This window comes from Labilithrix sp., assembly GCA_019637155.1.
Taxonomy (GTDB): Bacteria; Myxococcota_A; Polyangia; order Polyangiales; family Polyangiaceae; genus Labilithrix.
In genome coordinates, this window is the sequence record JAHBWE010000005.1 from 249,014 (window position 1) to 273,435 (window position 24,422).

Annotated in this window: 20 protein-coding genes; 9 read left to right on the forward strand and 11 right to left on the reverse strand. The window is 70.9% G+C overall.

The window, feature by feature from the left end; translation table 11 throughout:
• The first annotated feature begins 153 nt into the window (after positions 1 to 153).
• From KF837_12045 to KF837_12055, 3 genes are all read left to right on the forward strand, one after another.
• On the forward strand, positions 154 to 1,320 hold the full coding sequence (locus KF837_12045; GenBank protein MBX3228042.1) for an MBL fold metallo-hydrolase: 1,167 nt from the start codon (positions 154 to 156) through the stop codon (positions 1,318 to 1,320).
• Between the two features lie 266 nt (positions 1,321 to 1,586).
• Positions 1,587 to 1,808 carry a hypothetical protein gene (locus KF837_12050; GenBank protein MBX3228043.1) on the forward strand — a complete coding sequence of 74 codons (222 nt, stop codon included), beginning with the start codon at positions 1,587 to 1,589 and terminating at the stop codon, positions 1,806 to 1,808.
• A gap of 2 nt (positions 1,809 to 1,810) precedes the next feature.
• Complete coding sequence (locus tag KF837_12055; protein ID MBX3228044.1) at positions 1,811 to 1,999, forward strand: hypothetical protein; 189 nt, start codon at positions 1,811 to 1,813, stop codon at positions 1,997 to 1,999.
• Positions 2,000 to 2,002: 3 nt separating this feature from the next.
• On the opposite strand, the gene ybaK is transcribed toward KF837_12055, so the two are convergent.
• From ybaK to KF837_12080, 5 genes are all read right to left on the reverse strand, one after another.
• The gene (gene ybaK, locus KF837_12060; protein ID MBX3228045.1) at positions 2,003 to 2,476 is read right to left on the reverse strand and encodes a Cys-tRNA(Pro) deacylase; all 474 of its coding nucleotides are present in this window, start codon (positions 2,474 to 2,476) and stop codon (positions 2,003 to 2,005) included.
• A 4-nt stretch (positions 2,477 to 2,480) separates the two neighbouring features.
• Positions 2,481 to 4,283 (reverse strand): dynamin family protein, encoded by a 1,803-nt coding sequence (locus tag KF837_12065; GenBank protein ID MBX3228046.1) that lies wholly within the window; start codon positions 4,281 to 4,283, stop codon positions 2,481 to 2,483.
• Between the two features lies 1 nt (position 4,284).
• Positions 4,285 to 5,181, reverse strand: a complete 897-nt coding sequence (locus tag KF837_12070) for a M48 family metallopeptidase (GenBank protein MBX3228047.1) — start codon at positions 5,179 to 5,181, stop codon at positions 4,285 to 4,287.
• A 676-nt stretch (positions 5,182 to 5,857) separates the two neighbouring features.
• Positions 5,858 to 7,060 carry a hypothetical protein gene (locus KF837_12075; GenBank protein MBX3228048.1) on the reverse strand — a complete coding sequence of 401 codons (1,203 nt, stop codon included), beginning with the start codon at positions 7,058 to 7,060 and terminating at the stop codon, positions 5,858 to 5,860.
• 162 nt (positions 7,061 to 7,222) lie between these two features.
• Positions 7,223 to 7,972 (reverse strand): peroxiredoxin, encoded by a 750-nt coding sequence (locus tag KF837_12080; protein ID MBX3228049.1) that lies wholly within the window; start codon positions 7,970 to 7,972, stop codon positions 7,223 to 7,225.
• An 87-nt stretch (positions 7,973 to 8,059) separates the two neighbouring features.
• Here KF837_12080 and KF837_12085 point away from each other — a divergent pair, with 87 nt between their 5' ends.
• Genes KF837_12085 through KF837_12095 form a run of 3 tightly spaced genes read left to right on the forward strand, consistent with a single transcriptional unit; the run spans position 8,060 to position 11,203 of the window.
• On the forward strand, positions 8,060 to 8,725 hold the full coding sequence (locus KF837_12085) for a GTPase domain-containing protein (GenBank protein MBX3228050.1): 666 nt from the start codon (positions 8,060 to 8,062) through the stop codon (positions 8,723 to 8,725).
• Entirely contained in the window at positions 8,722 to 10,182 is a 1,461-nt protein-coding gene (locus KF837_12090) for a PocR ligand-binding domain-containing protein (GenBank protein MBX3228051.1), read from the forward strand. Before KF837_12085 ends, KF837_12090 begins: the two co-directional genes overlap by 4 nt.
• A 28-nt stretch (positions 10,183 to 10,210) precedes the next feature.
• On the forward strand, positions 10,211 to 11,203 hold the full coding sequence (locus KF837_12095; GenBank protein ID MBX3228052.1) for a thiamine-monophosphate kinase: 993 nt from the start codon (positions 10,211 to 10,213) through the stop codon (positions 11,201 to 11,203).
• On the opposite strand, the gene KF837_12100 is transcribed toward KF837_12095, so the two are convergent.
• Both KF837_12100 and KF837_12105 read right to left on the reverse strand, forming a co-directional pair.
• Entirely contained in the window at positions 11,185 to 12,579 is a 1,395-nt protein-coding gene (locus KF837_12100; protein MBX3228053.1) for a hypothetical protein, read from the reverse strand. The two genes, KF837_12095 and KF837_12100, sit on opposite strands and share 19 nt — an antisense overlap.
• A gap of 25 nt (positions 12,580 to 12,604) precedes the next feature.
• Positions 12,605 to 13,060: a hypothetical protein gene (locus KF837_12105; GenBank protein ID MBX3228054.1), complete on the reverse strand. Its 456-nt coding sequence runs from the start codon at positions 13,058 to 13,060 to the stop codon at positions 12,605 to 12,607.
• Between the two features lie 84 nt (positions 13,061 to 13,144).
• Between KF837_12105 and KF837_12110 the strand changes: the two genes are divergently transcribed.
• Both KF837_12110 and KF837_12115 read left to right on the forward strand, forming a co-directional pair.
• The gene (locus KF837_12110) at positions 13,145 to 14,002 is read left to right on the forward strand and encodes a hypothetical protein (protein ID MBX3228055.1); all 858 of its coding nucleotides are present in this window, start codon (positions 13,145 to 13,147) and stop codon (positions 14,000 to 14,002) included.
• A gap of 9 nt (positions 14,003 to 14,011) precedes the next feature.
• A complete protein-coding gene (locus KF837_12115) occupies positions 14,012 to 14,647 on the forward strand; it encodes a hypothetical protein (protein MBX3228056.1) in 636 nt (211 codons plus the stop codon).
• 30 nt (positions 14,648 to 14,677) lie between these two features.
• On the opposite strand, the gene KF837_12120 is transcribed toward KF837_12115, so the two are convergent.
• Positions 14,678 to 15,535, reverse strand: coding sequence for a hypothetical protein (locus KF837_12120; GenBank protein ID MBX3228057.1), 858 nt, complete (start codon positions 15,533 to 15,535; stop codon positions 14,678 to 14,680).
• A gap of 225 nt (positions 15,536 to 15,760) precedes the next feature.
• On the opposite strand from KF837_12120, the gene KF837_12125 reads away from it, so the two are divergent.
• The gene (locus tag KF837_12125; GenBank protein MBX3228058.1) at positions 15,761 to 18,337 is read left to right on the forward strand and encodes a hypothetical protein; all 2,577 of its coding nucleotides are present in this window, start codon (positions 15,761 to 15,763) and stop codon (positions 18,335 to 18,337) included.
• Positions 18,338 to 18,357: 20 nt separating this feature from the next.
• Here the strand turns inward: KF837_12125 and KF837_12130 are convergent, their stop codons facing one another.
• The 3 genes from KF837_12130 to KF837_12140 are packed head-to-tail and all read right to left on the reverse strand — an operon-like array spanning position 18,358 to position 24,396.
• Positions 18,358 to 18,873: a hypothetical protein gene (locus KF837_12130; GenBank protein MBX3228059.1), complete on the reverse strand. Its 516-nt coding sequence runs from the start codon at positions 18,871 to 18,873 to the stop codon at positions 18,358 to 18,360.
• A complete protein-coding gene (locus tag KF837_12135) occupies positions 18,873 to 19,679 on the reverse strand; it encodes an Fpg/Nei family DNA glycosylase (GenBank protein MBX3228060.1) in 807 nt (268 codons plus the stop codon). The genes KF837_12130 and KF837_12135 overlap by 1 nt, the downstream gene beginning before the upstream one ends.
• Complete coding sequence (locus tag KF837_12140; protein ID MBX3228061.1) at positions 19,672 to 24,396, reverse strand: DEAD/DEAH box helicase; 4,725 nt, start codon at positions 24,394 to 24,396, stop codon at positions 19,672 to 19,674. Before KF837_12140 ends, KF837_12135 begins: the two co-directional genes overlap by 8 nt.
• Positions 24,397 to 24,422: the final 26 nt, after the last annotated feature.

The following is a 24,422-nucleotide window of genomic DNA, read 5'->3' on the forward strand; positions in this document are numbered from 1 at the left end:
TCCTGTTCGCCCTCGCCGCCTGCGAAGGCCCGCGCGCGTCGGTCGAGATCGAGGACATGCGGGTCGCGCGCGACGCCGAGGGCCGGGTCGTCGCCGAGATCGACGTGCTCGCGCACGATCAGCTCGGCGGGAACGTCGGCCACTACTGCGCGTATGCGCTCTTCCCGAACGAGCCGCCGGCGGTTCGCTGCGAGAGCGACCTCGAGGACGGCGATCGGCGCACGCTCCGCTTCGTGTCGGAGGGGACGCCCAACCCGGGCTGGCTCGTCATCATGCGCGTTCGCCTCGGGAACGTCGACGTGGAGTGGTCCCGTGCCGCGCCGTAAGGGCCTCGCGCTGCTCGCCGCCGTCGCGCTCGCGCTGCCGGCGCTCCCCGCCTGCCGGATCGGCAGCGCGGGTCTGCGCGGCGTCGGGGCGCTGTTCGCCTCTCCGCGCAAGGTCACGCAGAACAAGACGCCCACCGCGAAGGACACGCGGCTCGGGGTGCTCTGGGTCGGCCACGCGACCGCGCTCGTGCAGATCGACGACAAGGTCATCCTGACCGATCCGGTCTTCACGTCGGTGGTGGGGCAGGTCGCGAGCCGTCTCGTCGAGCCCGGGATCGATCCGAAGGACGTGCCGAAGGTCGACGCGGTCCTCGTCTCGCACATGCATTTCGATCACTTCTCGTACGGCAGCCTCGAGCTGATCGAGGACAAGGTGAAGGCGCTCCTCCTGCCGCGGAACGGGAGCGCCTACCTCCCGGACAATTTCGCGTTCCCCGCGTGGGAGCTCCACACGTGGCAGGCGTGGGAGAAGGACGGTCTCCGCGTCACGGCGGTGCCGGTCGATCACGTCGGCTTCCGCTACGGCATCGACGGCGCGTGGATGAAGAGCTCGTTCACCGGCTACGTGGTCGAGTACCACGGGATGAAGGTCTATTTCGGGGGCGACAGCGCGTACGACCAGCGGAACTTCGTCGAGACCGCGCAGCGCTTCCCGAAGATCGACGTCGCGCTCTTGCCGATCGCGCCGATCGAGCCCCGCGACTTCATGCGCCGCACGCACATGGACCCGCGCGAGGCGCTCCAAGCCTTCGTCGACCTCGAAGCCGCGAGCATGGTCCCGATCCACTACGACACGTTCGTCAACTCGACCGACACCCCCGGCGACGCGCTGAAGGCGCTCGCGCAGGCGCAGAAGGACCTCTACGTCGGCCCCGGCCGCGCGGTGACGCCGCTCGCGATCGGCGAACGCCGCGTCTTCGTGAAGGCCGGCGAGGGCCCGCCGCTCCCGGAGCCGCCGAAGCCGGAGCCGGAGCCGCCGCCGGCACTGCGGTAACTGGACGCTCTCCAACAGCGGGCCCCTGGGCAAGTACGGGGCGCTCGACGCGAGGGAGGGCTGGACGGGGACGCCCACAACGAATGGCAACTGCATCGAGCGAGCGCGCCTCTACTGCATCGAAGAAGTCCACTGAGTCGCGCAGCTTCGCGCGAGCGATGCCCTCGTCGCCGACGAGATCGCGCAACTCGCGGCGCGGCGGGCCGACCACGTTCTTGCGGCGTCCGTTGACCCTCTCGCGCCGCCATGATGCATAGGAGACTCGCATGGCAACGAGAAAGCGCACGTCGAAGGCAGTGTCCGAGACCCACCACTTCGGCGCGCTCCTCGAGGAGATTCGTTCGCAGCAGCGCGCCACGTTGGAGGCGATGACGATGTGGGGTGAGCGGCTGGAGCGAAGCTTCAACGCCCAGCTCGAGCGCGTCAACGAGCGCCTCTCGAACCTCGAGGCCGCCGTCACTCAGAACTCGCGCGACATCCACCACTGAAGGTGGAGACCAGCCAACTGAAGGTGGAGACCAGCCAACTGAAGGTGGAGACCAGCCAACTGAAGGTGGAGCTCGCAGAGCTGCGCGACGAGGTTCGGCGTCTGCGGACGGACTTCGATACCCGTCAGGAAAAGGCTCAGATCGCCGCGCTCGAGGTGCGGGTCGCCCGGCTCGAGCTGAAGGTCGGCTGAGCCCTACTTCTCGAGCGCGACGTCGACCGGCTTCGCTGCGACGACGCGGAGGAGCTCCTGCGGCGCGAGCGCGACGAGGTAGCCGCGGCGGCCGCCGTTGATCCAGATGCGCTCGAGGTCGAGGATGCTCCGCTCGACGTAGACGGGCATCGGCTTCCGCAGGCCGAACGGGCTCGTCCCGCCGACCTGGTAGCCGGAGTGGCGCTGCGCGACGTCGGGTTTGCACGGCTCCACCGTCTTCCGACCGGCCTGGCGCGCGAGGTTCTTCTGCGAGACCTCGCGATCGCCGTGCATCAGGACGACGAGCGGCTTCTTCGCCTCGTCCTCCATCACCAGTGTCTTGATGACCGCGTGCTCGGGCACGCCGAGCTTCGCGGCCGACACGCGCGTGCCCCCGCGCTCCTCGTACTCGTAGGGATGCTCGGTGAAGGCGACCGCGTGCTTCTTCAGGAACGCGGTCGCCGGCGTCTCGCTCAAGGCCTCACGCCGTCGCGGGCGGCGGCTCCGGCGTGACCGACGCGTCGATGCGGAGCTTGTCCTTCGGCGACCACAGCGTCGTCCGGAGGTCCGCGACGCGCTTCTTCGCCGCCTCGAGCCGCGTCTCCTGCTCGTCGACCTCGGTCTTCGCCTTCGCCTCGTCGTGGTCCGCCTTCGCGCGCGCCTCGCGGGCGGCGTTGAGGACCTCGAGGATCTCGCGATACAGCTCCTCGCCCGCGGTCACGACCCAGGCGTCGAGCTTCTTCGCGAAGTCCTCGATCATCTCGTCGATCTTCGGCCCCACCTGCGTCGCCGCCTGCTTGATGACCTCGGGCGCCTGCTCGATCGCGCGCTTCTTGTACTCTGCATCCATCCGGTCGCGGAGCACGAGCGCCATGATCGGCGCCGCGATCGTGAGGAGGCCGCCGACCATGACGTTGACGAACATCATGCCGAGGCCGAGGACGAGGACCGCCGCGATGCCGGCGTCGTAGCGGAAGGTGTCGATCTGGATGTCGAGCTTCTTCACGTCGTGCCCGAGCGCCTCGCCGACGCGCTTCGTCGCCTCGTGCGCGTCTTCCTTGATGAGCGCGATCGTCTTCTCCGCGAGCGCCTCGAGCTTCAGCGCGATCTCCCCCGACTCGGCCTCCGCCCACTGGCGGAAGGTGTCTTCGAGGAAGGAGGGGAGGAACTTGCGGAGGTCGTCCTGCTTCGCCGACTCGATGACGTTCGGGAGCTGGCGGATCGTGTCGTCGACGAACTTCTCGAGGTCCTTCTGCGCGCCGACCTTGATCCCGCTGATCTCCTCGCGGATCTTCATCCGCCGCTGCTCGATCGTGCCGGCGGTGCCCTTCAGGTCGTCCTCGAGCACCTTGATCCGGCGCTCGAGCTCGTCGCTCTTCATCGCCATCGCGCGGCGGCGCGCGTCGACGCCCTTCGCCAGCAGGTTGCCGACGTTGACGCCCTCGCCGAGCGCGTTGTCGAGGAGGATGCGCCCGCGCTCCTCCGCGAGGAAATCGGTGAGGTGCGCGAGGAGCTCGGGCATGCCGGACTGGGCCAGCCCGTCGCCCTGGAGCGCCATCTCCGCGCTGATCGGGAACACGACCGGCTCCTTCACGAGGTTCGCGAGCTGCGTGCGCGCGTAGGCGAGGGCCTCCTTCTTCTCGTCCTCGTTCAGGATGTCCCACTTCGTGATGACGAAGACGATCTTGTCGCGCGAGGCCTTGAGGAGCTTCTCGTTCAGGAACTGCCGCTCGCTCTCCTTGAGGATCTGCCCCGCGTCGAGGAGGAAGAGCACCGCGTCGGCGCGCGGGATGTAGCTGTAGGTGATGTCCGCGCGCTGGAGCGAGAGGTCGTTCACGCCTGGCGTGTCGACGAGGAGGATGCGCTCCTTGAGGAGCGCGGCGGGGTAGCCGACCTCGAGGTAGTCGACGTCGTCGACGCTCGTGCCGCCGCCGACGGCGAACTTCCGCGCCTCCTCGAACGCGAGCGACTCGCGCTTGCCCGACTGGTAGACGACGGTGGCCTCCGGCTGCTCGGCGTACTTCAGCTGATGGATCGCGGCCGTCGTCGGCGTCACGCCGGTGGGCAGCACGGTCTCGCCGAGGAGGGCGTTCACGAAGCTCGATTTTCCGTGGTTGAACTCGCCGACGACGACGAGGTGGAAGCGGTCTTCCTCGAGCTTCTTCACGAGCTCGCGATCGAGGCGCTCCTTGAGGCTCTTCGCGCCGAGCGAGCCGGCGATCTCGCCGAGCTCCTGCAGCGCCACCGTCACGTCGAGCTTACGTTCGCGGAATCCCTCGAGCATCTCACGCCTCTCCCTTCATCAGAGCCTTCACCCGATCGTCGACCTCGCTCATGGTGAGGCCCGTCGCCGGCGTGATCTTCGCCGCCTTCTTGTAGAGCTCGCTCTGGGCGAACACGCGCATCGCGAGGACGCGCTTCGGGAGGTACGGGTGCGTCGCGACGGCTTCCATGTAGCGGCCGAGCGAGTCCTTGCCCTCTTCGTACTGCTCGAGGAACGCGTCGAGGTTGAACTCGTCGTAGAGCTTCCGCGACCCGAGCACGAGCTTCGTGAGCGCGCGCGCGGCGACCTGCTCGTTCTTGCTGCAGAGCATGCCGGCGCGGTCGCACGTGATCTCGGCGCGCCGCGAGAGCTCGTTCAGCGGGATCATCGCGGGGTACACGATCCACGGCACGAACGCGGCCGCGATCGTCTTCAAGTAGTGCAGCGTCGTCAGGTACACGACGTGCGCGTTGTGGATGTGGCCGCACTCGTGCCCGATGACGGTGCGGAGCTCTTCGTCGGAGTAGTGATCGACGAGGGCGCTGTGGATGAGGATGAAGCTCTCCTCGTCGGTGCCGTAGGTGCCCGCGTTCATCTGCGGGTGGTTCACGATGTAGACCTGCGGGACGCGGATGCCGAGCTCCTGGGAGCACTCTTTCGTGAGCCCCTGGATGCGCGGGAACTGCCGGTCCGAGACCTTCACCGCGGAGCCGAGGAGCTGTCCGCGCCAGACCTGTTTCCACAGGCGAACGGTGCTCGCGACGGCGAGCTGGATCGGCCGCGCCGACTCCACCGCCGCGCGCGACTGGCGGTCGAGGACGAACGAGTAGTCGTTCTCTCCGGCGGCCAGCCCACCCGCGCGCTCTTCCTTCTTCTTCGTGACGTACGCAGCAAAATCGAGCGCCGGAGCGTCAGCCATCATGAACCTCGTGTTCGACCTAGGCTAAGCCTCGCCCCGCGGCCGCGCAACGGGGCCAGTCGCGCAAAATCTCAGCAGATTTGCGCCACAAAAGGGGTCAGGCCCCGAGCGCACCAAGTGCGCCGAGGGCCCGACTACAGCAACTGTTGGGGGGACTGATGCGGCTTGTCTTCCTTGACGTGACCTCCTTGTCGAATCAGACACCGCGCCCGTCGGTTCCCTTCCCGAAATTTTCATTAGGCGTTGCACGGGCGTCTTCTCCACCGGCAAGCTCTTCGCGTGCGGCGTCGCGAGCGTCTTCTCACCGGCAACGTCAGGCCGCCACTCCACGCCCCACCGCCCCCCGCCGCACGGCCCCCACCCCCCGCACTACACTCTCGAAGCCCCCGCCGAAGCGTCGATCCGCGACATCCTTCCTGACGAGCTCCGCGCGTCCCCCGCACGTCATCCCCTTTCCTGACGAGCTCCACCGCCGCCAAGAAGGCGAAGCGCGCCTCCCACACCAAGCGACGCGCCGCGTCCCCCCGTCGAAGTAGCGCGCCGCGTCCGCCGTCGACGTGGCGTAGCGCGTCCCCCGCCGTCGAAGTGGCGCAGCGCGTCCCCGCCGTCGAAGCGGCGCGACGCGTTCGCCATCGAAGTGGCGTAGCGCGCCCGCCGTCGGCGAAGCGTCGGTGGCTCATTCCTGACGGGCTCCGCCGACGACGAAGCGGTGTTCGACGGGGCGGGACTCGAAGACGCCGGACGCGACGAGCGCGACCGACGCGGCGGTCGCGGCGCCGAGGCCGACGAGGGTCCAGGTCGCCCACGCGGGCCACGCGCTCTGCGAGCGGTCCCGCGGCTGCGGCACGGCGAGGACGCTCGCGTGCTCGACGCGCCACTCGAGGAGGGGGCCGCACGCGTCGCGCTCGCAACGGGCGACGAGGACGCTGTCCTTCACGTCGCCGGGCATCGCCGCGACCCACGCGGGGCACGCCGCACCGGGCGCGACGATACGCTCCCCATCGCGCCGCACGCGCGCGAACGCATCACGCGAGCACGCGCTCGGCGTCGAGGAGGGGAGCGCGATCGTCGTCGGCCCGGCGATCGCGATCCAGGCCGCATACGTCGTCACGCCATCGACGCTCGCGACCACCGAGTGCTCCCCCGCCCCAAGCTCCACCTGCGCTTCGCCAAGGCGCGATGACGGAGAGGCGGGCGCGCCGTCGGGACGCGGGGACGGGGAGGTGTTGGGCGCGCCGTGGGGGCTTGGTGACGGGGAAGTGGCCGGCGCGCCATCGGGGCGCGTGGTTGGGGAGGTGGCCGGTGAGTCGTCGGAGCGCGGGGACGGGGAAGTTGCGTAAATGGCTGAATTTGTTGTAATCGGCACACCGTCGACGTGGATGGTCGTGCCTGGGGCGGCAGTGAACGTGACGCGGAGCTTCGCGGGGGTGGGGGCGCTTCGCTCGCCGATGCCGGGGGCGCGGCCGCCGTCGAGGGATTCGGCCTCTTGCCAGGCGGCGCGGGCGCGCGCTTCGTCGCGTGGCTCGAGGCGGAGCCATCGGCTCGACCAGGCGCGGAGCACCTCCGCGCGCAGCCACGCCGCCGCGAGCGCCTCGGGATGCTCGCGCAGGATCGCCTCGGCGCGGGCGAGCGCGCGCTCCGCCGCGTCCGTGTCCGCCGCGCCCGCGGCCTCTTGCGCGCGGGCGAGCTCGCGCTCGACGTGCTCGGCGACGGTCGTGTCCTCCGCGCTCGCGATCGGCGGTGCCGCCGCCCCTTCGTCCGGCGCGACGAGGACGAGGCCTCGCGCCCGCGCCCACTCGGAGAGCGAGCGCGCGGCCTCCGTTCGTCGAGCCCCAGGCTCGGCGAGCCACACGACAGGCGTCTGCGCGACCTCACCCACCCGCGGCCCGTGCAATCCCGTCGGGCGGCGACCCGCCGCTCTGGAAGGGTGGCGGCGTGAACGCGGGGCGGATGCGCGTGCGTGCGGCGCTCTGGAGGAGGGCGGGCGTAAACGCAGGGCTTGTGCACGCGCGTGCGGCGCTCGGGAAGGGGGGCGTGGCGCTCACTTCTTCTTCGCGCCTGCCTTCTTCTTCGTGGTGGCCTTCTTCTTCGTGGCGCGGGCCTTCTTGGCGGCCTTCTCGACGACGGCCTTGCCCTTGGCGGCGAGCTTGCCGGCCTTCTTCTTCGCGGCGGCTTTGGCCTTCTTGGCCTTCGGGGCGGTCGCGGCGGCGACCTTGCCGACCGCCTTCGCGACGAGCGCGCCGGCCGCTTCGCCGAGGGCGGCCGCCGTCGACTTCTTCGTGCGCTTCTTTCCGCTGCTCTTCTTCTTCGCTGCCATCGGTACCTCGTCCTTCGTCGTCTTCGTGAGCACCTGGAGAACGGCGTCGGCGTGGCCGTCCACCTTCACGTTCGGGAACACCTTCGTGACCTTGCCGCGGTCGATGACGAAGGTCGTGCGCAGGACGCCCTCGACGTCCCTGCCGTACATCTTCTTCATCCCCCACGCCCCGTAGGCGCGATGCACGCCCAGGTCCGGGTCGGAGAGCAGCGTGATGCCGAGGCCACACTTGTCGCGGAACGAGGTGTGGCTCTTGAGCGAGTCGCGCGAGACCCCGACCACGCTCGCGCCCGCCGCCTCGATCGCCTTCTTCGAGGCGGTGAACGCCTGAGCCTGACGCGTACAGCCCGGGGTGTTGTCCCGCGGATAAAAGTAGAGAACGAGCGTCCTGTTCGAGAAGTCCTTCAGCGAGACGCGCCCGCCTTCATCGCTCTCGAGATCGAACGCCGGAGCCTTGTCGCCTTCCTTGAGCACGGGCCCATGATACGATCACACCTTAAGTTGCAGCTGAATTTCGCCGCCAGAGAGGTCGCGCTGAAGCTCGTTTATTACGGGCCCGCCATGAGCGGCAAGACGACCAACCTCAAGGCGCTCCACGAGCTCACGCGCCAAGACAGCCGCGGTCGCCTGATGACGCTCGAGACGAAGGACGACCGCACCCTCTTCTTCGACATGCTGCCGCTCGTCTTCAAGGCCGACAGCAAGGACGGCGCGATGAACCTCCGCGTGAAGGTCTTCACCGTGCCCGGTCAGGTCGTGCACGCGTCGACGCGGAAGCTCGTCCTCCAGGGCGCCGACGCGGTCGCCTTCATCGCCGACTCGCAGATCTCCGAGACCGAGAACAACGCCGCCTCCTTCCTCGACCTCCGCGAGAACCTGAAGGCGCTCGGCCGCTCCATGCGCGACGTGCCTTGCATCATCCAGTTCAACAAGCGGGACCTCACCGGCGTCCGCACCGACCTCGAGATCGACGACCTCGCGCTCCGCGGGAAGGAGCCGGTCTACAAAGCGTCCGCCGTGCACGGGCGCGGCGTCATCGAGTCGTTCTTCGGGCTCCTCGAGGGCGCGTGGCGGAAGCTCGACACGGTGCACGACCTCACCGAGAAGCTCCACATCGAGCCGGACGCGTTCCTGGCCAAGGCGGCGGAGAGCCTGGGGTATCCAGGGAGATGGCGCGAGCTCTCGGACGCTCACGTGGGCGGGCAGCTCAAGGCAGGTCGCCGATGAGCGCGATGGAAGAGAACGACGAGGACGTGACCGCCGACGCGCCGATCGCGCTCGAGGACGTCGTCGACCGCGAGGCGCTCGACGACCTTTGCCGCAGCATGTACGGCCTCTTCGACATCGGCGTCCGCGTGTACTCGTCGCAGGGCGTGCTCCTCGCGAACGTCGCGCACGAGCTCGACGTCTGCCGCTTCGTCAACGAGACGCCGGGCTCGCGCGCCGCGTGCGGCCAGACCGTGTCCGCGGCGAAGAACGTCGACCCCGGCGAGAGCGGCGAGGTCCAGCACACCTGCTTCACCGGCCTCGCGTACCGCATCGTCTCGCTCGAGCACGAGGGCCGGCGCGTCGGGCGCATCGTCCTCGGTCCGTACGCGCCGGACACGCTGAAGGAGGCGGCGCCCGCGCTCGCGCAGACCGACAAGCGCCTCGACGTCGTGCAGGCGAACGAGCGCCTCGCGCGCGTCCCGCGGATCGGGCCGGTGCAGATCGTCCGCATCGGCCAGCACCTCAAGGAGACGCTGGAGCTCATCATCTTCTCGAGCCACAAGGCGTGGGTGACGAGCAAGATGCACCTGTACAGCGTGCGCGAGAGCTACCGCGAGCTGCAGGAGAAGACGGTGCGCCTCGAGCAGACCCTCGCGCGCCTCAAGGAGGTCGACCGCCTCAAGTCGAACTTCCTCGCGACGATGAGCCACGAGCTCCGCACGCCGCTCACCTCGATCATCGGCTACAGCGAGATGCTCGCGGAGGGGATCGCGGGCCCGCTCCAGGGTGAGCAAGAGGAGTACGTCCGGACGATCCACACGAAGGGCGAGCAGCTGCTCCGCCTGATCATGGGGCTGCTCGATCTCTCGAAGCTCGAGAGCGGCACGATGAGCCTCCGCCAGGCGCCGTCGAGCATCTCGCCGATCCTGAAGGAGGTCATGTCGACGCTGACGCCGGTCGCGCGGAAGAAGGAGGTCGAGCTCGTGCTCGACGACGACGCGGAGGTCTGCGAGCTCGCCGCGGACGCGGAGCGCCTGCGCCAGGTGTTCATCAACCTCGTCGACAACGCGGTGAAGTTCACGCCGAAGGGCGGCCGCGTCAGCATGATCGCGCGCGTGAAGGACGTGCCCGCGGCGAGGGGCGACGACGACGACGACGACGACGACGGCATGATCATCCTCGTCCCGATGATGAAGGCGGTCGAGGTCCGCGTCGCCGATACCGGCATCGGCATCCCGGCGAGCGAGCGCACCAAGGTGTTCGACGCGTTCTACCAGGTCGACTCGTCGTCGACGCGCGAGTACGGCGGCACCGGCCTCGGCCTCTCGATCGTGAAGCGCATCATCGACGCGCACGGCGGCACCGTGCGCGTCGAGGGCAACGATCCGAACGGCACCGTGTTCGTCGTCACGCTCCCCTCCGCCCAGACGCGCCGCGCCGCGCTGCCCTCTCGCGTGCCGCCCGCCCCGACGTGATCGCGGAGAGGGGGAGGGGGAGCAGATCGTGAGAACGGAGGCCGAGCGCGTCGCGCTCCTCGCGGCATGTTTCGGTCAGCCCGCGAGCGGCGTCGGCATCGGCGACGACGCGGCGGTCCTCGAGCCGGTCGGCGAGCGGCTCGTGTGGACGGTCGACGCGCAGGTCGAGGGCACGCACTTCCGCCGCGCGTGGCTCTCGTGGGAGGACGTCGGCTGGCGCAGCTTCATGGCGGCCGCGAGCGACCTCGCCGCGATGCACGCGGCTCCGCTCGCCGCGCTGTCGTCGCTCGTCCTCGCGCCGTCGGTCGGCGACGACGACCTCGCCGCCCTCGCCGCGGGGCAGGCCGCGGCGGCGAAGGCGATCGGCGCCGTCGTCGTCGGCGGCAACCTCGCGCGCGGCACCGAGACCTCGATCACGACGACGCTCCTCGGCCGGACCGCGCACCCGGTGCTGCGGAGCGGCGCGCGCGAAGGCGACGGCGTGTGGCTCGCAGGCCGCGTGGGCTTCGCCGCGACGGGGCTCGCCGTCCTCGCGCGCGGCGCCCTCGCGCGCGGCGCCCTCGCGCGTGGCGCCCTCGAGCGCGGCGTCTTCGAGGGTCCTCGCTTCGCCGAGTGCGTCGCGGCGTGGCGCCGGCCGCGCGCGCTCGTCGGCCTCTCGCTCGCCGGCGCGTCGGCCGCGGTCGACATCTCGGACGGCCTCGCCCGCGACGCCGCGCACGTCGCCGACGCGAGCGGAGTCACGATCGCGATCGATTCCTCGACGCTCACGCTCCCGCCACGCGTCGGGAGCGAGCCACGCGTCGGGAGCGAGCCGCGTGTTGGGGGCGAGCCGCGTGTTGGGGGCGAGCCGCTCGACCTCGCGATCGCTGGCGGGGAGGACTATGCGCTCCTCGCGACGAGCGCGGGGCCGCTCGCGGGCTTCACGCGCATCGGCACCGTCCTCGCGCGCGGGGCCGCGGCGGTGCTGGTGGACGGCGCGCCGCCGCGGGCCAAGGGCTTCGATCACTTCGAGAGCAAGTAAGCGATCAGCTTCTCGGCGTGCCACACGCGCCAGCAGTTCGCGTGGTGGGGATCGCTCAAGATGCCGTACGGCGGCTCCCCCGCGCCCTTGAGCGCGGTGCACTCGGCGCGGCCGGCGGCGTCGAGAGCGCCTTGCTCGAGGTACGTCGCGAGCCCGCGCGGATCACCGGAGATCGCGAGCAGCACCGCGGCGGAGACGTCGTCGGCCTGCTCCTCGAAGCTGTAGTAGCGGATCGTCTTCGGATCGACGGTGAGCAGGAAGTCGTCGTACGTCTTCGTCAGGCGGACGATCGCGTCGTAGGCGTTGCTCGCGCCGTCGTTCGCGTCGATCTCCGCCGCCGACGCCTGCGCGCGCACCGCCGCCTCGGTCGCGTTCGCGTCGGCGGCGACGACGTCGAAGAACTTGCCCGGGAGGGCGCTCGCGCACGTCGTCTCCTTCGCGACGTACGCCTTCGCGAACGCGTCGATCTCCCCGAGCTGCGCCGGCGTCGCGACGAGCGTCCCCGTCACGCGCGAGCGCAGCGGATCGACGAAGCGGAGGAGCTGATCGCGCGCCCCCTCCGCCTCGGCGCACGGCGCCGCGCTCTTCGCCTTGGCCTGATCGTGGATGAGCGCGCGGTAGTACTCGATGCCGGCGTCGGGGCGGCTGAAGCCGTTCCACTCCGTGAGCGGGTAGTCGCCCGTCGTCGTCGCGAACACGATGTACTTCGTGCCCGTCGCCGCGAGCGCCGCGTCGTTCGCCTGCTCGAAGCCGAAGCCGTTGCCCTTCGCCTTGGTCGGGTCGTACCAGCGCTCGATCTTCTCGCCGACGCCGGGCCACTTGTGCTTGAGGACGTGGTGCGCGAGCTCGTGGGCGATGACCCCGCGCAGCGCGGCGTCGCCGAGCGGGAGGGTGGGGGTCTGGATCATGAAGACGTTCGGCGACTGGCCGATCTCGTCGTCGTAGATCGCGTACGCGCCCGGCGCGCTCGCCTCGACGAGGATCACGATCGGGGTCGGCACCCCCTCGGTGTCGCGCGCGTAAGCGGCCTGGAAACCCTTCCAGATCTCGTCCACCGGCCCGTCGACCGACGCGTAGCGCGCGTCGGACGCGGGGACCGGCTCGTCGTTCGCGAGGCTCGGGGCCCGCGTGCGCGCCTGATCGAAGTACGCGATCGCGGCGTCGCGGCCGTCGAACAACTTGTAGTGTGCAAGGTTCGTCGGCTTCGTCCACGTGCCCTGCGGCGCGGGCATCTTGTCGGACGTGTCGATCCCGGTCACGCCGGGGCCGCCGTCGGGGCTCGAGCCCGGCGGCGGCGTCCCGCTCGGCGTGTCGTCGCCCGAGCAGCCGGCGACGAGGGTGAAGACGAAGAGCGTCGAGAGAGCGAAGGTCTTCAAGCGACCTTCATCCTAGCACTCGGAGTCAGAGACCCTGGCACACGGCCGGCAGCGTCTTGCCGACGAGCATCTGCCGCATGACGGCGAGCTCCGGCGCGGTGCCGTTCGGGCCGAGGTGCGCCGCCGCCGCGTTGCACTGCGCCGCGGCGCTCAGGACCATCTGGCCCTCGGGAGAGTTCTTGTTCTGGTTGCCCTGCGCCGCGAGCGCGTTGCAGCACGCCTTCACGCGCGCGACGTTCGGGTTCACCGCCGGTCCCTTGAAGGGCGCCGCCGCTTCGGCGTCGGGCTCGCCTGCGTCTTCCTCTTCGATCGGGACGAGCTCGGTCGGGGTCTCCGGCGGCGGCGGCGGCGGCTCGCCAGCGTCGACGATGACCACCTCGGTCTTCTTGTTGCAGCTGGCGACGGTGGGGACGACGCCGACGATCGCGAGGACGAACAGCGCGCGGGGGATGCGACGACGAGCGGGGGAGGGAGCCGACATGCGGCTACGCTACAAGGATCCGCCGCACGATGGTAGAAGCTCGACAGGAGCGCTCGGTTCCTCGCGCGCGCCTCGCCCAACACCATGCCGCTCGACGAGCAGACCCTCCGGCTCGGGCTCGACCTGGAACGCGAGCTCCGCGTGCTCCGAGAGCGAGAGGTCTCGCGGCGGGACCGCGGCGAATACGTGAGCTGGGATCCGGTCACGCGCATGGTGACGTGGGAGACCCGGCGCGGCGAGGTGATCGGCCGCTGGTACGGCGAGGTGGTCGCGAGCTACGCCCTGCGCGATCGGCTCCTCCGCTGGGCGTGGGCGGGCCGCCCCACCAGCGCGACGGCCTCGCACGCGGAGGCGATCGCGCGCGAGGGCGCCGACCGCGGCGTCGCGCAGCTCTCGATGAGCATCGTCGCCGAGCTCGGCGAGGACGAGGCGCTCGACCTCGCGCGGCTCGGCGTCGTCCTCGCCGGCGGGCAGGGCCTCCACGTCGAGCGCGGGCCGGTCGACATCGAGCTCGTCGGCCTCTTCGACTCGCCGCGCCCGCGCGAGCTCGTCGCGGGGCAGCTCTCGGTGCCGCCGCCCGTCGTCGGCCTCTCCAACCCGCCCGCGCGGCGGAACACCGAGCCGCCGACGAAGATCCGCGAGCCGGCCCGCGCGATCTTCGTCCCCGTCGCCACCACGGTGCTGAGCAGCCTCGCGAAGGCGGCGCCGGCCTACAAACAGGCGCTCTTCGTGATCACGGTCGATCCGCTCCACGTCACGCTCACCGTCCTCGACAGCGCCGGCCACCTGCGCTCGATCGACGCGGCGCAGTCGCTCGTCGACGCGACGTCGCGCATGATCGCGGCCGATCGCGCGGACGGGAACGGTCCCTGGCGCAAGCTCTCGGCGCGGATCACCCCGAAGATCGACGGTGGCGCGAGCCTCGCCGTCGACGTGTTATAAGCGCGGCCCATGAACCGCACGATCGTGATCTCGTCGTCTGTCCTCCTCGCCGCCGCGATCGTCGCGGCGTGCAAGTCGAACCCGCCGCCGGTCAACGTCTCGGTCGGTGCGCAGGACGCCGGAGCGCCGCCGGACGAGGCGGGCGTCATCACCGCGCCGCCGGCGGAGGACGCGGGCGGACCGGTGGCGCCGCCGTTCTTCACCGGCGAGGACGCGGGCGGGGCCGCGCCGGCGCCGGCGCTCACGGAGCAGGCGATGGACGTCGCGATCGACGCGCTCCTCGCGACCGCCTCCGCGAAGAGCGCGCCGAAGATGAGCGAGACGGGGCAGCCGGGGCGCCAGACGATGAAGGAGGGCGACCACCTCGTCATGATGGTCACCCTCGAGCCGAACAAGTGTTACACGATCATCGGCACGTCGCTGCCGGGCACCGTCACGCAGCTCGACATCAAGCTCTACGGCCCGCCGTTCTACAACGTCGAGGCAGGCCAGAGCGGCGCGAACGACAAGGCGCTCCCGGTCCTCGCGCCGGGCGCGAAGGCGCTCTGCCCGATCTCGCCGATCGCGCTCCCGTACAAGCTCGACGCCGTCGCGACGAAGGGCGCCGGCCGCGTCGGCGTGAAGGTCTACTCGCGCGCGAAGTGACGGCGCGCGCCTCCTCCGCCGCTGCGCGCGTCAGTAGTTCGCCATCACCGCGTGCTGGGGGACCCAGACGCGGCGGCCGTCGGGGAAGCCGACCTCGACTTGCCCGTTGCGCGGGGCCTGGGTGACGGTGGCCGGGTAGCGGCCGCCGTCGCTCCACGTCACGATGACGCGCGAGCCCGGGTTGAACGCGCCGATCGCGCTGTCGAAGAACGAGCCGAGCGCGTTGCCGAAGCTGTTGAACGCGTTGCCGACGGCGGCGCCCGCCTGCTGCGCCTGGTAGTTCGGGTTGTTGTAGTAGGGCTGCTGCTGCGCGTACGGGTTTGGCTGCTGCGGGTAGCCATAAGGGTTCGGCGCCGCCGCCGGAGCCGGAGCGACCGGCGCGGGAGCCGGGGCCGCGGCCGCGCCGCCGCCTCCGAGCGGCTTCGGCTGCCCGCCCGCGCGGAGCCGCGCGGCCTCCTGCTCGACCAGCACGCCGTACTGCATGTACGCCGGGTTGGTGGGGATGACGCTGTTCCAGTGGCCCGCGATCATCGTCCACTGGGCCTCGGTGAGCTTGTAATGTGCAAGCATTCCGGCCCTGCCCATCACCGGCACGCAGCCGCTCATCGCGACGTAGTCGTCGAACGTGACCTGCGGCGCGCCGCCCGACTTCTTCGCGAGCGCGGCTTGGTAGAGCGGCATGTACCGCGTCGCGACCTGGCCCATGAGACTCGGGTCCTGCATCCGCGCCGTCCAGCCGCTCGTCGCCGCCTGCCAGTCGGCGGCGGAGACCCCGAGCTTCCCGACGATCTCGGCCTGCTTCGCGGGATCCGTCTCGCCCGTCACCTCGGCCGAGAGCTCCGCGTAGCGTTCGAGACTGATGCCGGCGATCGGGCTCCAGGGATCCATTCCCAGTATCCCACCGCCGCTCGGCCCTCCTGACAAGTGGGGTTCCGACGATCCAACTTCGGCCGCAAACCCCGAAGTGATTCCCAAGTCACTGAATTTGTACCGTGTGGATCCTACGAGGTGGATCGGCGATGGCTCGGTGGACCCAGAAATCTGAAACGCAAAGCGCGAAATGATGCGCAATTCGGGTAGGCACGCGTTGTGTAGTTGGGTGTAGGCAACACCATGACCCTCTCCTACCGCCACCTCGCTGCTCTCTCGCTCCTCTCCCTCGCGGCCTGCGCGGCCGAGACCGACGAAGACGTCGCGTCCGCGGAGGGGGAAATCGGCTCCGTGAAGTCCTACTTCTCGGACGCCAAGCGCCTCGACCTCGGGGACCTCACCCGCGTCTCGGTCGGCTTCGCCACCGACGGCCTCAACGACGCGCTCTCGACCTCGTCGGGCGCCCTCCGCGGCGGCCTCCGCTTCGAGGCTCCCTCCGTCTTCGCGCCGAAGGCCGACCCGAACCTCGTCCTCCCGGACCGCTTCGAGGTGAAGGCGCTCGACTCGATCGTCAGCGGCCTCGCCGCGCAGTTCGGCGAGAAGGAGCTCGGCACCGAGGTCAACGCGATCCGCCTCAAGCACCTCGAGTCGACCGCCGACGACTTCTTCGTCGAGAGCGCGTTCACGACCTCGGCCGGCATCGGCCCGTCCTGGAGCTTCGGCGCCGGCGGCTTCAACGGCACGAGCGTCACGCTCGGCTTCAACGCGGACGCGGCGCTCACCTCGCGCGTCATCGTCGCGACGAAGAACGAGAGCCTCGGGTCGCTCCTCTCCGCGCCGCTCGAGGCGGTCAAGGCGAGCCGCGGCTTCGTCTACCCGCGCACGATGGCGGACATCAAGGGCATGAAGCCGGGCGAGATGTTCGCCCTCCGCGGCGCGGGCCAGCTCGGCGCGAACTTCGGCATCGGCGCCCCGATCTTCGTCACCGACCCCGGCTCGATCGGCTACCGCATCGTCGTCTCCGCCGGCGTCGCCGGCGTCGTGAAGGGGCAGATCGACGTGCAGCTCGTCCGCCTCGAGGGCGACGAGGTCGTCGTCGACGTCGGCGTCGAGAAGGGCCAGGGCGTCTCGTTCCGCGCCGGCATCGGCGACGAGTTCGGGATCAAGGGGATCTGCGACGACGGCCAGAGCTGCCTCCGCGACGTCGACCTCGGCGGTCATCGCGTCGGCCTCAAGGGCATCGTCGAGAAGGCGGTCGAGAAGCAGGTCAACAAGTACCTCTCCTTCTCGATCGCGGGCTCGGCCTCGAGCGGCTCCTCGCGCGTCAGCCTCTCCCGCTTCCGCGTCCACATGGACAAGGGCGGCGCCGACACGCAGAAGGCGCTCGAGCAGCTCCTCAAGTTCGACCTCCGCCTCGCGCAGGCGATGTACAACCGCGACCTCGACCAGCGCGAGCCGGCCGTGTTCGCCGACTTCGACGCCGTGCGCGCCGCGACGACGACGACGCGCAACTTCGGCTTCGAGCTCCTCGGCATGAACATCTACCACCGCGCGGTCGTGAAGCGCGAAGGCACCTTCGTCCTCCAGACCCCGGACGGCGCGAAGTCGATCCTCTTCGATCACCTCGCGAAGGACGGCGGCTGGTTCCAGCGCAAGCACGGCTTCTCCCGCACCGGCATCGCGGCCGAGTCGATCGACGAGAGCAGCCCGACGTCGTTCAAGAGCGAGGCGAACCTCTTCATCCAGACGCTCTCCTCCGACAAGCACATGGACAACGACTTCGCGCTCGACAACATCGACGCGCTCATCCGCGGCGTCGCGGGCCAGGAGGTCGTCGACACGCTCGACGTCTACGGCAACGACATGGAGCGCACGCTCTGGCAGAAGTGCCCGGTCGAGGAGCGCCGCTCCGGCGGCGGCGACTCCGGCCCGACGACGAAGCACTGGGACGAGAAGTGCAACGTCCGCCTCCTCGACGATCCCGCGTTCATCGGGAAGAAGACGCAGGGCCTCGCCGCGATCGAGCCGAAGATCTCCCGCCTCGCCCCCGACTTCAAGGCGCTCGTCCGCAAGGCCGCCGAGATCCGGCTCACGCTCCAGTCGACCGGCATCCACGGCTTCGACGCGCTCTCCGGCCCCGGCGTCGCGGTGACGACCGAGGCGCGCTTCGACGACAAGGCGCTCGAGATCCTCGCCTCGCGCTCGAAGGACGACTACCTCGCCGCGATGCGTGGCTACCTCTCGGCGGTGGACGCGAAGCGCCGCGAGGTCCGTGACGCGAACGACCGCCTCCGCGCCGGCCTCGCCGCCGAGTCCGACTCCGGCCGCACGGTCGAGCAGATGGCGAACATCTTCACCTCCCACGCCGCGAACTACCGCGCGATGTCGGCGGCGGAGAAGGCGCTCCCGCAGACGCTCGCCGGCAAGCGCTTCGTCTCGCACCCCCTCGCGATCCGCTTCACGGTCGAGGGCGACGCCCGCAAGATGCTCGAGGGCGCCGTCATCGACTCCGCCGCCCACCAGCGCGCCCTCACCGCGACCCGCCTCTTCGACGACCTGAAGAAGCGCGCCGACGGTATCGACGCCGACCTCGACGCCGAGCACGCGACCTTCTACCCGCTCCTCACCCTCGTCCCCGCGCAGAACCTCGAGGTCGCGCTCACGGTCGACACCGACGTCCGCTCCAGCTGGTTCGTGAAGCGCGAGCGCTTCATCAAGGCGGGCCTCGTCGACTCGATCACCACCGCGAAGGGCGCCGAGTCCTCGACCATCTCCGCCGGCATGTTCGACCTCCGCAGCCTCATCGAGTCGAGCAAGTGAGCCGCTGACCGGCTAACCCGCTAACCCGCTTCGGCTCGGATATCGCTCATCGCTTCGTCGAACCAGCGGTGAACGGTACGAGGGAAGGGCCACATCCAGCCGTATTCGGCACCCGTGAAGCGCTGCGTGATGTGATCACGCAGCGCTTCCGCGTTTTGTACGCCGTAGACCTCGGCGGTGGCCTTCAGCGTCTCGACGTACGCCTCCCACTCGATGCGCGCGCGGCCGTAGGCGAGGCCGAGCGGGAAGAACGGCACGAGGTAGACGAAGCTCATCACGAGGTCGCCCATCCGCGCGCGCTGCCGCAGGTGGACGCGCTCGTGACGGAGGAGGATGTACTTGTCGTCGTCCGTCATCGCGTCCCACGAGTCGGGGACCCAGAGCGTGCCGAAGAGCACCGTGTGATAGTGTGTAAGATACACGCGTTGCCCGCCCAGCGTGAGGGCGGCGAGCGCGACGTGGATCGCCTTCTGGAGCTTGCTGTTCCTTTTGTGCCGGATGCGGAACTTGGGGAACTCCGCGTCGAGCTCGGACATCAGGCGGGCGAGGCGAGAGGCTGACAACGAGGGCACCAGTAGGTGGAGCGGCCGGGAGACGGACCTTGCATGAAGCGCTGGATCGGGGTCCCGCACTCGAAGCAGGGCCTGTGCGCTCGATTGTAGACCCAGAGGCGCGGGCCGCGGAGCGCCGCGCGCGTGGTGCGCGGTCCGGGGCGGAGGTTCTGGCGGAGGAGCGCGCTCGCGCGGCGCAAGAGCGCGAGGAGGACGTCGTCGCTCACGGCGGAGAGCATCGCCGCCGGCGCGACGCGCTCGAGGAAGCAGACCTCGGACTTGTAGACGTTGCCGATCCCCGCCGCGGCGCGCTGGACGAGGAGCGCGTCGGCGATCGCGCGGTCGCCGAGCGCGCGGAAGCGTCGCAGCGCCTCGGCCGCGTCCCAGCTCGGGTCGCAGAGATCGGGGCCGAGCGACGCGAGGTCGTCCGCGCGCGCGGCCTGCTTCGGGCGGAGGACGCGGAGGACCGGGAGCTTGGTGCCGACGATCGCGCGGACGCCGCGCACGGCGAGGCGCAGGTCGGGCTCGGTCGTGCGCGGACGGTAGAACGCGGAGCGGGGGCGTTCGGCGAAGAGGCGGCCTTCCATGCGGAGGTGGACGTGCAAGACGCGCTCGTCGTCGAAGCGGATGAGCAGGTTCTTGCCGCGGGCTTCGACCTTCGTCACCGTGCGGCCGACGAGCGACTTCGTGTCGGCGGCGGGGAGCTTTCGCGCGGTGAAGGCGACGACCTCGCGTCCGACGAGCGGCTGGAGCTTCGCCGCGAGGTTCCAGATCGAGTCGCCCTCAGGCATCGAGCGCTTCGAAGTCGGTGTCGAACGACGTCGCGTCGTCGTCGCTCGCGGTCTCGTCCTCCGCGTCCTCCGCGCCGAAGTCGAAGTCGATGCCGACGTCGGGGCGGGCGCCCAGGCGCGCGCGGCCGAAGGACTTGGTCGTCTCGGGGATGCGGACGAGCTCGCCCTGACGGCGCGCGAACCCGTGCTCCGCGAAGAGCGGCGCGAACGGGCTGTCGCGCGCGGGCTCGCCGTCGATCGTGTCGAGGACGATCACGCGCACCTGCTCGGCGAGCACGCGCGCGAGCCGATGCGCGTCCTGCGACCGCGCGGGCTCGTCCTCCGCGAAGAACGTCGCGACGTGCCGCCCGCTCTTCGCGATCCACGCGAGGAGCCGCCCTTCCTGCAAGACGACCCGCGCACCGGGCGCGCGCTGCGCGGTGCGGCCGCGCGCAGCGGGCCAGGGGAGGAGCCCGCCGTACGGGTTCGCCGGATCGGTCGCCGCGAGGACGACGGGGCGCGGCTCGTCGTCTTCGGCGCGGCGCGCGCTACGGAGGCGCTCCTCTGCGCCGGGGAGCGCGAACTGGGTCGCGCCGCGGCCGGCGACGAAGTAGCCGCGATGGAGGCGGCCTTGCTCCTCCATCGCGCGGTAGACGTCGTAGACGTACGAGAAGCCGCCGGGGAGGCCCTCCGCGGCGGCGGCCTCACGCAGCACGACGCCGTAGCGCTCGAGCAGCGCGCGCGAGATCGCGGCCGCGCGCTCGGTCGGCGATGGCGTCTCCGCCCAGCGCGAGGAGCGGAGCGACCATCGGCCTTCGGAGCCGGGCAGCCCGCCGCGCGAGCGCAGGAAGCGGTGGCGGCGCTGGCGCCCGCTCACGTCGTCGCCCCCGCTCCGCGCGAGGCTGCGGAGCGGCTCGAGCGCGTCGTTCGTGACCTCGCCGCTCCACACGAGGTCCCAGAGCGCGTCGAGGACGTCGCGCGGATAGCCGCCGATCGTGCGCGCGATCTCGGCGAAGAACACGGCGCCGCGGCGCGCGAAGAGATCGCGGAGCGCGACGTGGAGGGGGCCCGACGGCGGCTCGTCGATCCGCGGCGCGGCGAGCAACGCCTCGCGCTCGGTGAGGTAGAGCGCGATGCGTCCGTCGGTCGATCCGATCGGCGACACGCCGGCCCACACCACCTCGCCGGTCGCGAAGAGCTGATCGAGGTGGTGCGGGCGGAAACCAGGCACGCGCGCGGGCAGCACCTCGCGCTCGAGGACCGAGAAGGGGATCGGGCAACCTTCCAGTTGTGTGATGACCTTGAGCAGCACGCTGCTCGGATCGCCACGCGAGCCGCCCTCCGCGCCTTGCCACGCGACGAGGAACCGCGCGAACGCCTCCGGCGCGACCGGCTCGATCGCCTTGCGCAGCCGCGCGAGCGTCTTCTGCTTCAACGCGCGCAGCACCTCCACGTCGACGTACTCGGGCGGCGCGTCGGCGCGTGCGCCGGCGGGCAAGGGGAGGAACGCGCCCGTCGTGAGCTTGCCGCGCGTGACGAGCGCCTCGAGCGCGGTCACGATCGCGGCCTCGCCGATCCCCCATCGCGCCGCGAGCGCCTCCGCGGTGAAGGGCCCGTGCGTGCGCGCCCAGCGCCCGGCGAGGCTCGCGAGCGCGCCCTCCGTCGGCTCGAGGAAGACCGCGGGGAGGCCGCGCTCCGGGACGATGCCGAGCGCGTCGCGGTAGCGCGCGACGTCCTCGACCGCGACGACGCGCGCCTCCCCCGCGAGCCGGACGCGCACGACGCGCTTCGCCCGCACGAGATCGTCGATCCATTCGCGCTCCGCGCTGCGCGCCGCGAGCTCCTCCTCCGAGAGATCGCCGAGCCACAAGAGCACGTCGTGCACCGCGTCGGCGTGCTTGAGCGGCCACTCGAGGCGCTGGAGCATCCGTTCGTGCTCGAGCACCACCTCGGGATCGAGGAGCTTCCGCAGCTCGACCTCGCCGAGGAGCTCGCGGAGCTGGGCGTGATCGATCGTCAGCGCCTGCGCGCGCCGCTCCGCCGCGGGGGCGTCCTCGTCGTAGATGAAGTTGCCGACGAACGCGAAGAGGAGCGACGACGCGAACGGCGACGGCGCCGGCGCGTCCACCGTGACGACGCGGATCTTCCGTGCCTCGACCGCGCGCAAGAGCTCCACGAGGCCGGGCAGATCGAATGCGTCGCGCAGCACCTCGCGGTACGTCTCGAGGACGATCGGGAACGCGGGGTACTGCGAGGCGACCGCGAGCAAGTCGGCGGAGCGCTTCCGCTGCGCCCAGAGCGGCGTGCGCTTGCCGATCGACTGCCGCGGAAGGAGCAGCGCGCGCGCGGCGGACTCGCGGAAGCGCGCGGCGAACAAGGACGATCCGGCGAGCTCGCGCGTGACGATGTCCTCGATCTCCTCCGACGACGGGAGCAGGAGCTCCGTCGGCGGCGCGGACTCGCCGCCGGGCACGCGGAACACCATGCCGTCGTCGGACCAGACCGCCTCGATGTCGCCGGCGCGCTCCTCGCGCAGGCGCGCGAGCGCCGCCATCGCCCACGGCGCGTGCACGCGCGCGCCGAAGGGCGTCAGCACGCAGATGCGGAGATCGCCGAGCTCGTCCGGCACCCGCTCTACCACGATCGTCTTGTCGCTCGGGACCGCGCCCGCCGTCTTCACCTCCTCGGCGACGTACGCCACGAGGTCGTTCGCGGCGCGCCCGTCGAGGTGATGCTCCGTCCTCAGGAGATCGATCGCGCCTCCTCTCGCCTCCGCGATCCGGCGCGTGAGCTTCCCGATGCGCGCGCCGAACGCCACCGTGCGCCCCGCGCGATCGCCGTGCCAGAACGGCATCTTGCCGGGGATGCCGGCCGCCGGCGTCACGAGGACGCGATCGCGCGTGATCTCCTCCGCGCGCCACGACGAGGCGCCGAGGAGGAACACCTCGCCCTCGCGCAGCTCGAAGACCATCTCCTCGTCGAGCTCGCCGACGCGGCGCGACGTCTTGCCCTTGCTCGATCCCTTCGCGACCTCGCCGTCGGCGCTTGCGTCGTCCTTGAGGAACACGCCGTAGAGCCCGCGGTCCGGGATCGTGCCGCCGTTCAGGATCGCGAGCCGCTGCGCTCCGGCGCGCGGTGCGATCGTCCCCGCGGTGCGGTCCCACGTGATGCGCGGGCGGAGGTCGGCGAATTCGTCGCTCGGGTAGCGCCCCGCGAGCATGTCGAGCACGCCGTCGAAGCTCGATCGCGGCAGGTCCGCGAACGGCGCCGCGCCGCGCACGAGGTCCCAGAGCGCCTCGACGTCGGTGACGACGTGCTCGTCCTCGCGCTTCTTCTTCCGCGCGCTTCGCTTCGCGCCGCTCCGTCCCGCCAGCCCGATCGCCGCGATCGCGACGATCTGCTGCGCGAGCACGTCGAGCGGGTTCCGCGCGAAGTAGGTGGTCTCGACGTCGCCGTCCTCGATCCCGGTCGCGGCGGCGGCGCAGGCGAGGAGGTCGTGCTTGTGCTTCGGGACGAGCACGCCGGAGGGCACGCCGCCGACGTGGTGGCTCGCGCGGCCGATGCGCTGGATGCCGGAGGCGATCGACGGCGGCGCCTCGACCTGGATGACCTGATCGACCGCGCCCATGTCGATCCCGAGCTCGAGGCTCGACGTCGCGACGATGCACGGCAGGTTGCCGGCCTTGAGCCGCTCCTCCGTCGCGCGCCGCGTCTCCTTCGCGACCGAGCCGTGGTGCGCGAGCGCGATCTCCTCGCCCGCGGTCTCGTTGAGCGCGGTCGCGAGGCGCTCCGCGAGGCGGCGGCTGTTGACGAAGATCATCGTCGACCGCGCCATCCGCACGCGCTCGACGAGCCGCGCGTGCACCTGCGGCCAGATGCTCCGCTGATCCTCCTCTTCCTCCAGGTCGTCGAGCGGTCCGCGCAGCTCCTCCAGCACCGGCGGCAGCGGCGGCGGGACCTCGACCGTGATCGACAGCGTCTTCTTCGCCGACGCGTCGACGATCTCCACCGGCCGCGGCGTCACCTTCTTCCCGCGCGCCTCCGCGCCGCCGAGGAGCTTCGCGATCTCCTCGAGCGGCCGCTGCGTCGCGGAGAGCCCCACGCGCTGGAGCGGCACGTCGACGCCCACGCCGCGCCGCAGCGCCTCGAGCCTCTCGAGCGAGAGGAAGAGGTGCGCGCCGCGCTTGCTCGCGGCCATCTGGTGGATCTCGTCGATGATGACGGTCTCGATCGACGTGAGGATCTCGCGCTGCGACGAGGTGAGCAGCAAGTAGAGCGACTCCGGCGTCGTGATGAGCACGTCCGGCGGCGCGCGCAGCATCTTCGTGCGATCCGCGGCGGGCGTGTCGCCGGTGCGCACCGCGACCTCGAGCTGCCGCATCGGAGCGCCGAGCCGGCCCGCGGCCGCGGCGACGCCGACGATCGGCGCGCGCAGGTTCCGCTCGACGTCGACCGCGAGCGCCTTGAGCGGCGAGACGTAGAGGACCTTGAGCCGCTTCTTCGGCTCGGGCTCGGGCGCGTTGGCGAGCCGATCGATCGCGGAGAAGAACGCGGCGAGCGTCTTGCCCGATCCGGTCGGCGCGAGCAGGAGCGTGGTCTTCCCCGCCGCGATGTGCGGCCACGCCATCGCCTGCGCGAGCGTCGGCTCCCCGAGCGCGGCGCGGAACCACGAGCGCGACGCCTCGTGGAACCCGCCGAGCGGATCCACCGCCGGCCGAGCTTTGGCGGACCTCGCCATCCTCGACACCATGGCGCGGCGCCCGA

Bases quoted from the DNA above. Each gene is read 5' to 3' on its own strand.
- KF837_12045 (MBX3228042.1), top strand. From the start codon at position 154: ATGCGCTCTTCCCGAACGAGCCGCCGGCGGTTCGCTGCGAGAGCGACC.
- KF837_12050 (MBX3228043.1), top strand. From the start codon at position 1,587: ATGGCAACGAGAAAGCGCACGTCGAAGGCAGTGTCCGAGACCCACCAC.
- KF837_12065 (MBX3228046.1), bottom strand. From the start codon at position 4,283: ATGCTCGAGGGATTCCGCGAACGTAAGCTCGACGTGACGGTGGCGCTG.
- KF837_12085 (MBX3228050.1), top strand. From the start codon at position 8,060: ATGAGCGGCAAGACGACCAACCTCAAGGCGCTCCACGAGCTCACGCGC.
- KF837_12130 (MBX3228059.1), bottom strand. From the start codon at position 18,873: ATGTCCGAGCTCGACGCGGAGTTCCCCAAGTTCCGCATCCGGCACAAA.
- KF837_12125 (MBX3228058.1), top strand. From the start codon at position 15,761: ATGACCCTCTCCTACCGCCACCTCGCTGCTCTCTCGCTCCTCTCCCTC.
- KF837_12090 (MBX3228051.1), top strand. From the start codon at position 8,722: ATGAGCGCGATGGAAGAGAACGACGAGGACGTGACCGCCGACGCGCCG.
- KF837_12110 (MBX3228055.1), top strand. From the start codon at position 13,145: ATGCCGCTCGACGAGCAGACCCTCCGGCTCGGGCTCGACCTGGAACGC.
- KF837_12140 (MBX3228061.1), bottom strand. From the start codon at position 24,396: ATGGCGAGGTCCGCCAAAGCTCGGCCGGCGGTGGATCCGCTCGGCGGG.
- KF837_12135 (MBX3228060.1), bottom strand. From the start codon at position 19,679: ATGCCTGAGGGCGACTCGATCTGGAACCTCGCGGCGAAGCTCCAGCCG.
- KF837_12115 (MBX3228056.1), top strand. From the start codon at position 14,012: ATGAACCGCACGATCGTGATCTCGTCGTCTGTCCTCCTCGCCGCCGCG.
- KF837_12120 (MBX3228057.1), bottom strand. From the start codon at position 15,535: ATGGATCCCTGGAGCCCGATCGCCGGCATCAGTCTCGAACGCTACGCG.
- KF837_12070 (MBX3228047.1), bottom strand. From the start codon at position 5,181: ATGGCTGACGCTCCGGCGCTCGATTTTGCTGCGTACGTCACGAAGAAG.
- KF837_12105 (MBX3228054.1), bottom strand. From the start codon at position 13,060: ATGTCGGCTCCCTCCCCCGCTCGTCGTCGCATCCCCCGCGCGCTGTTC.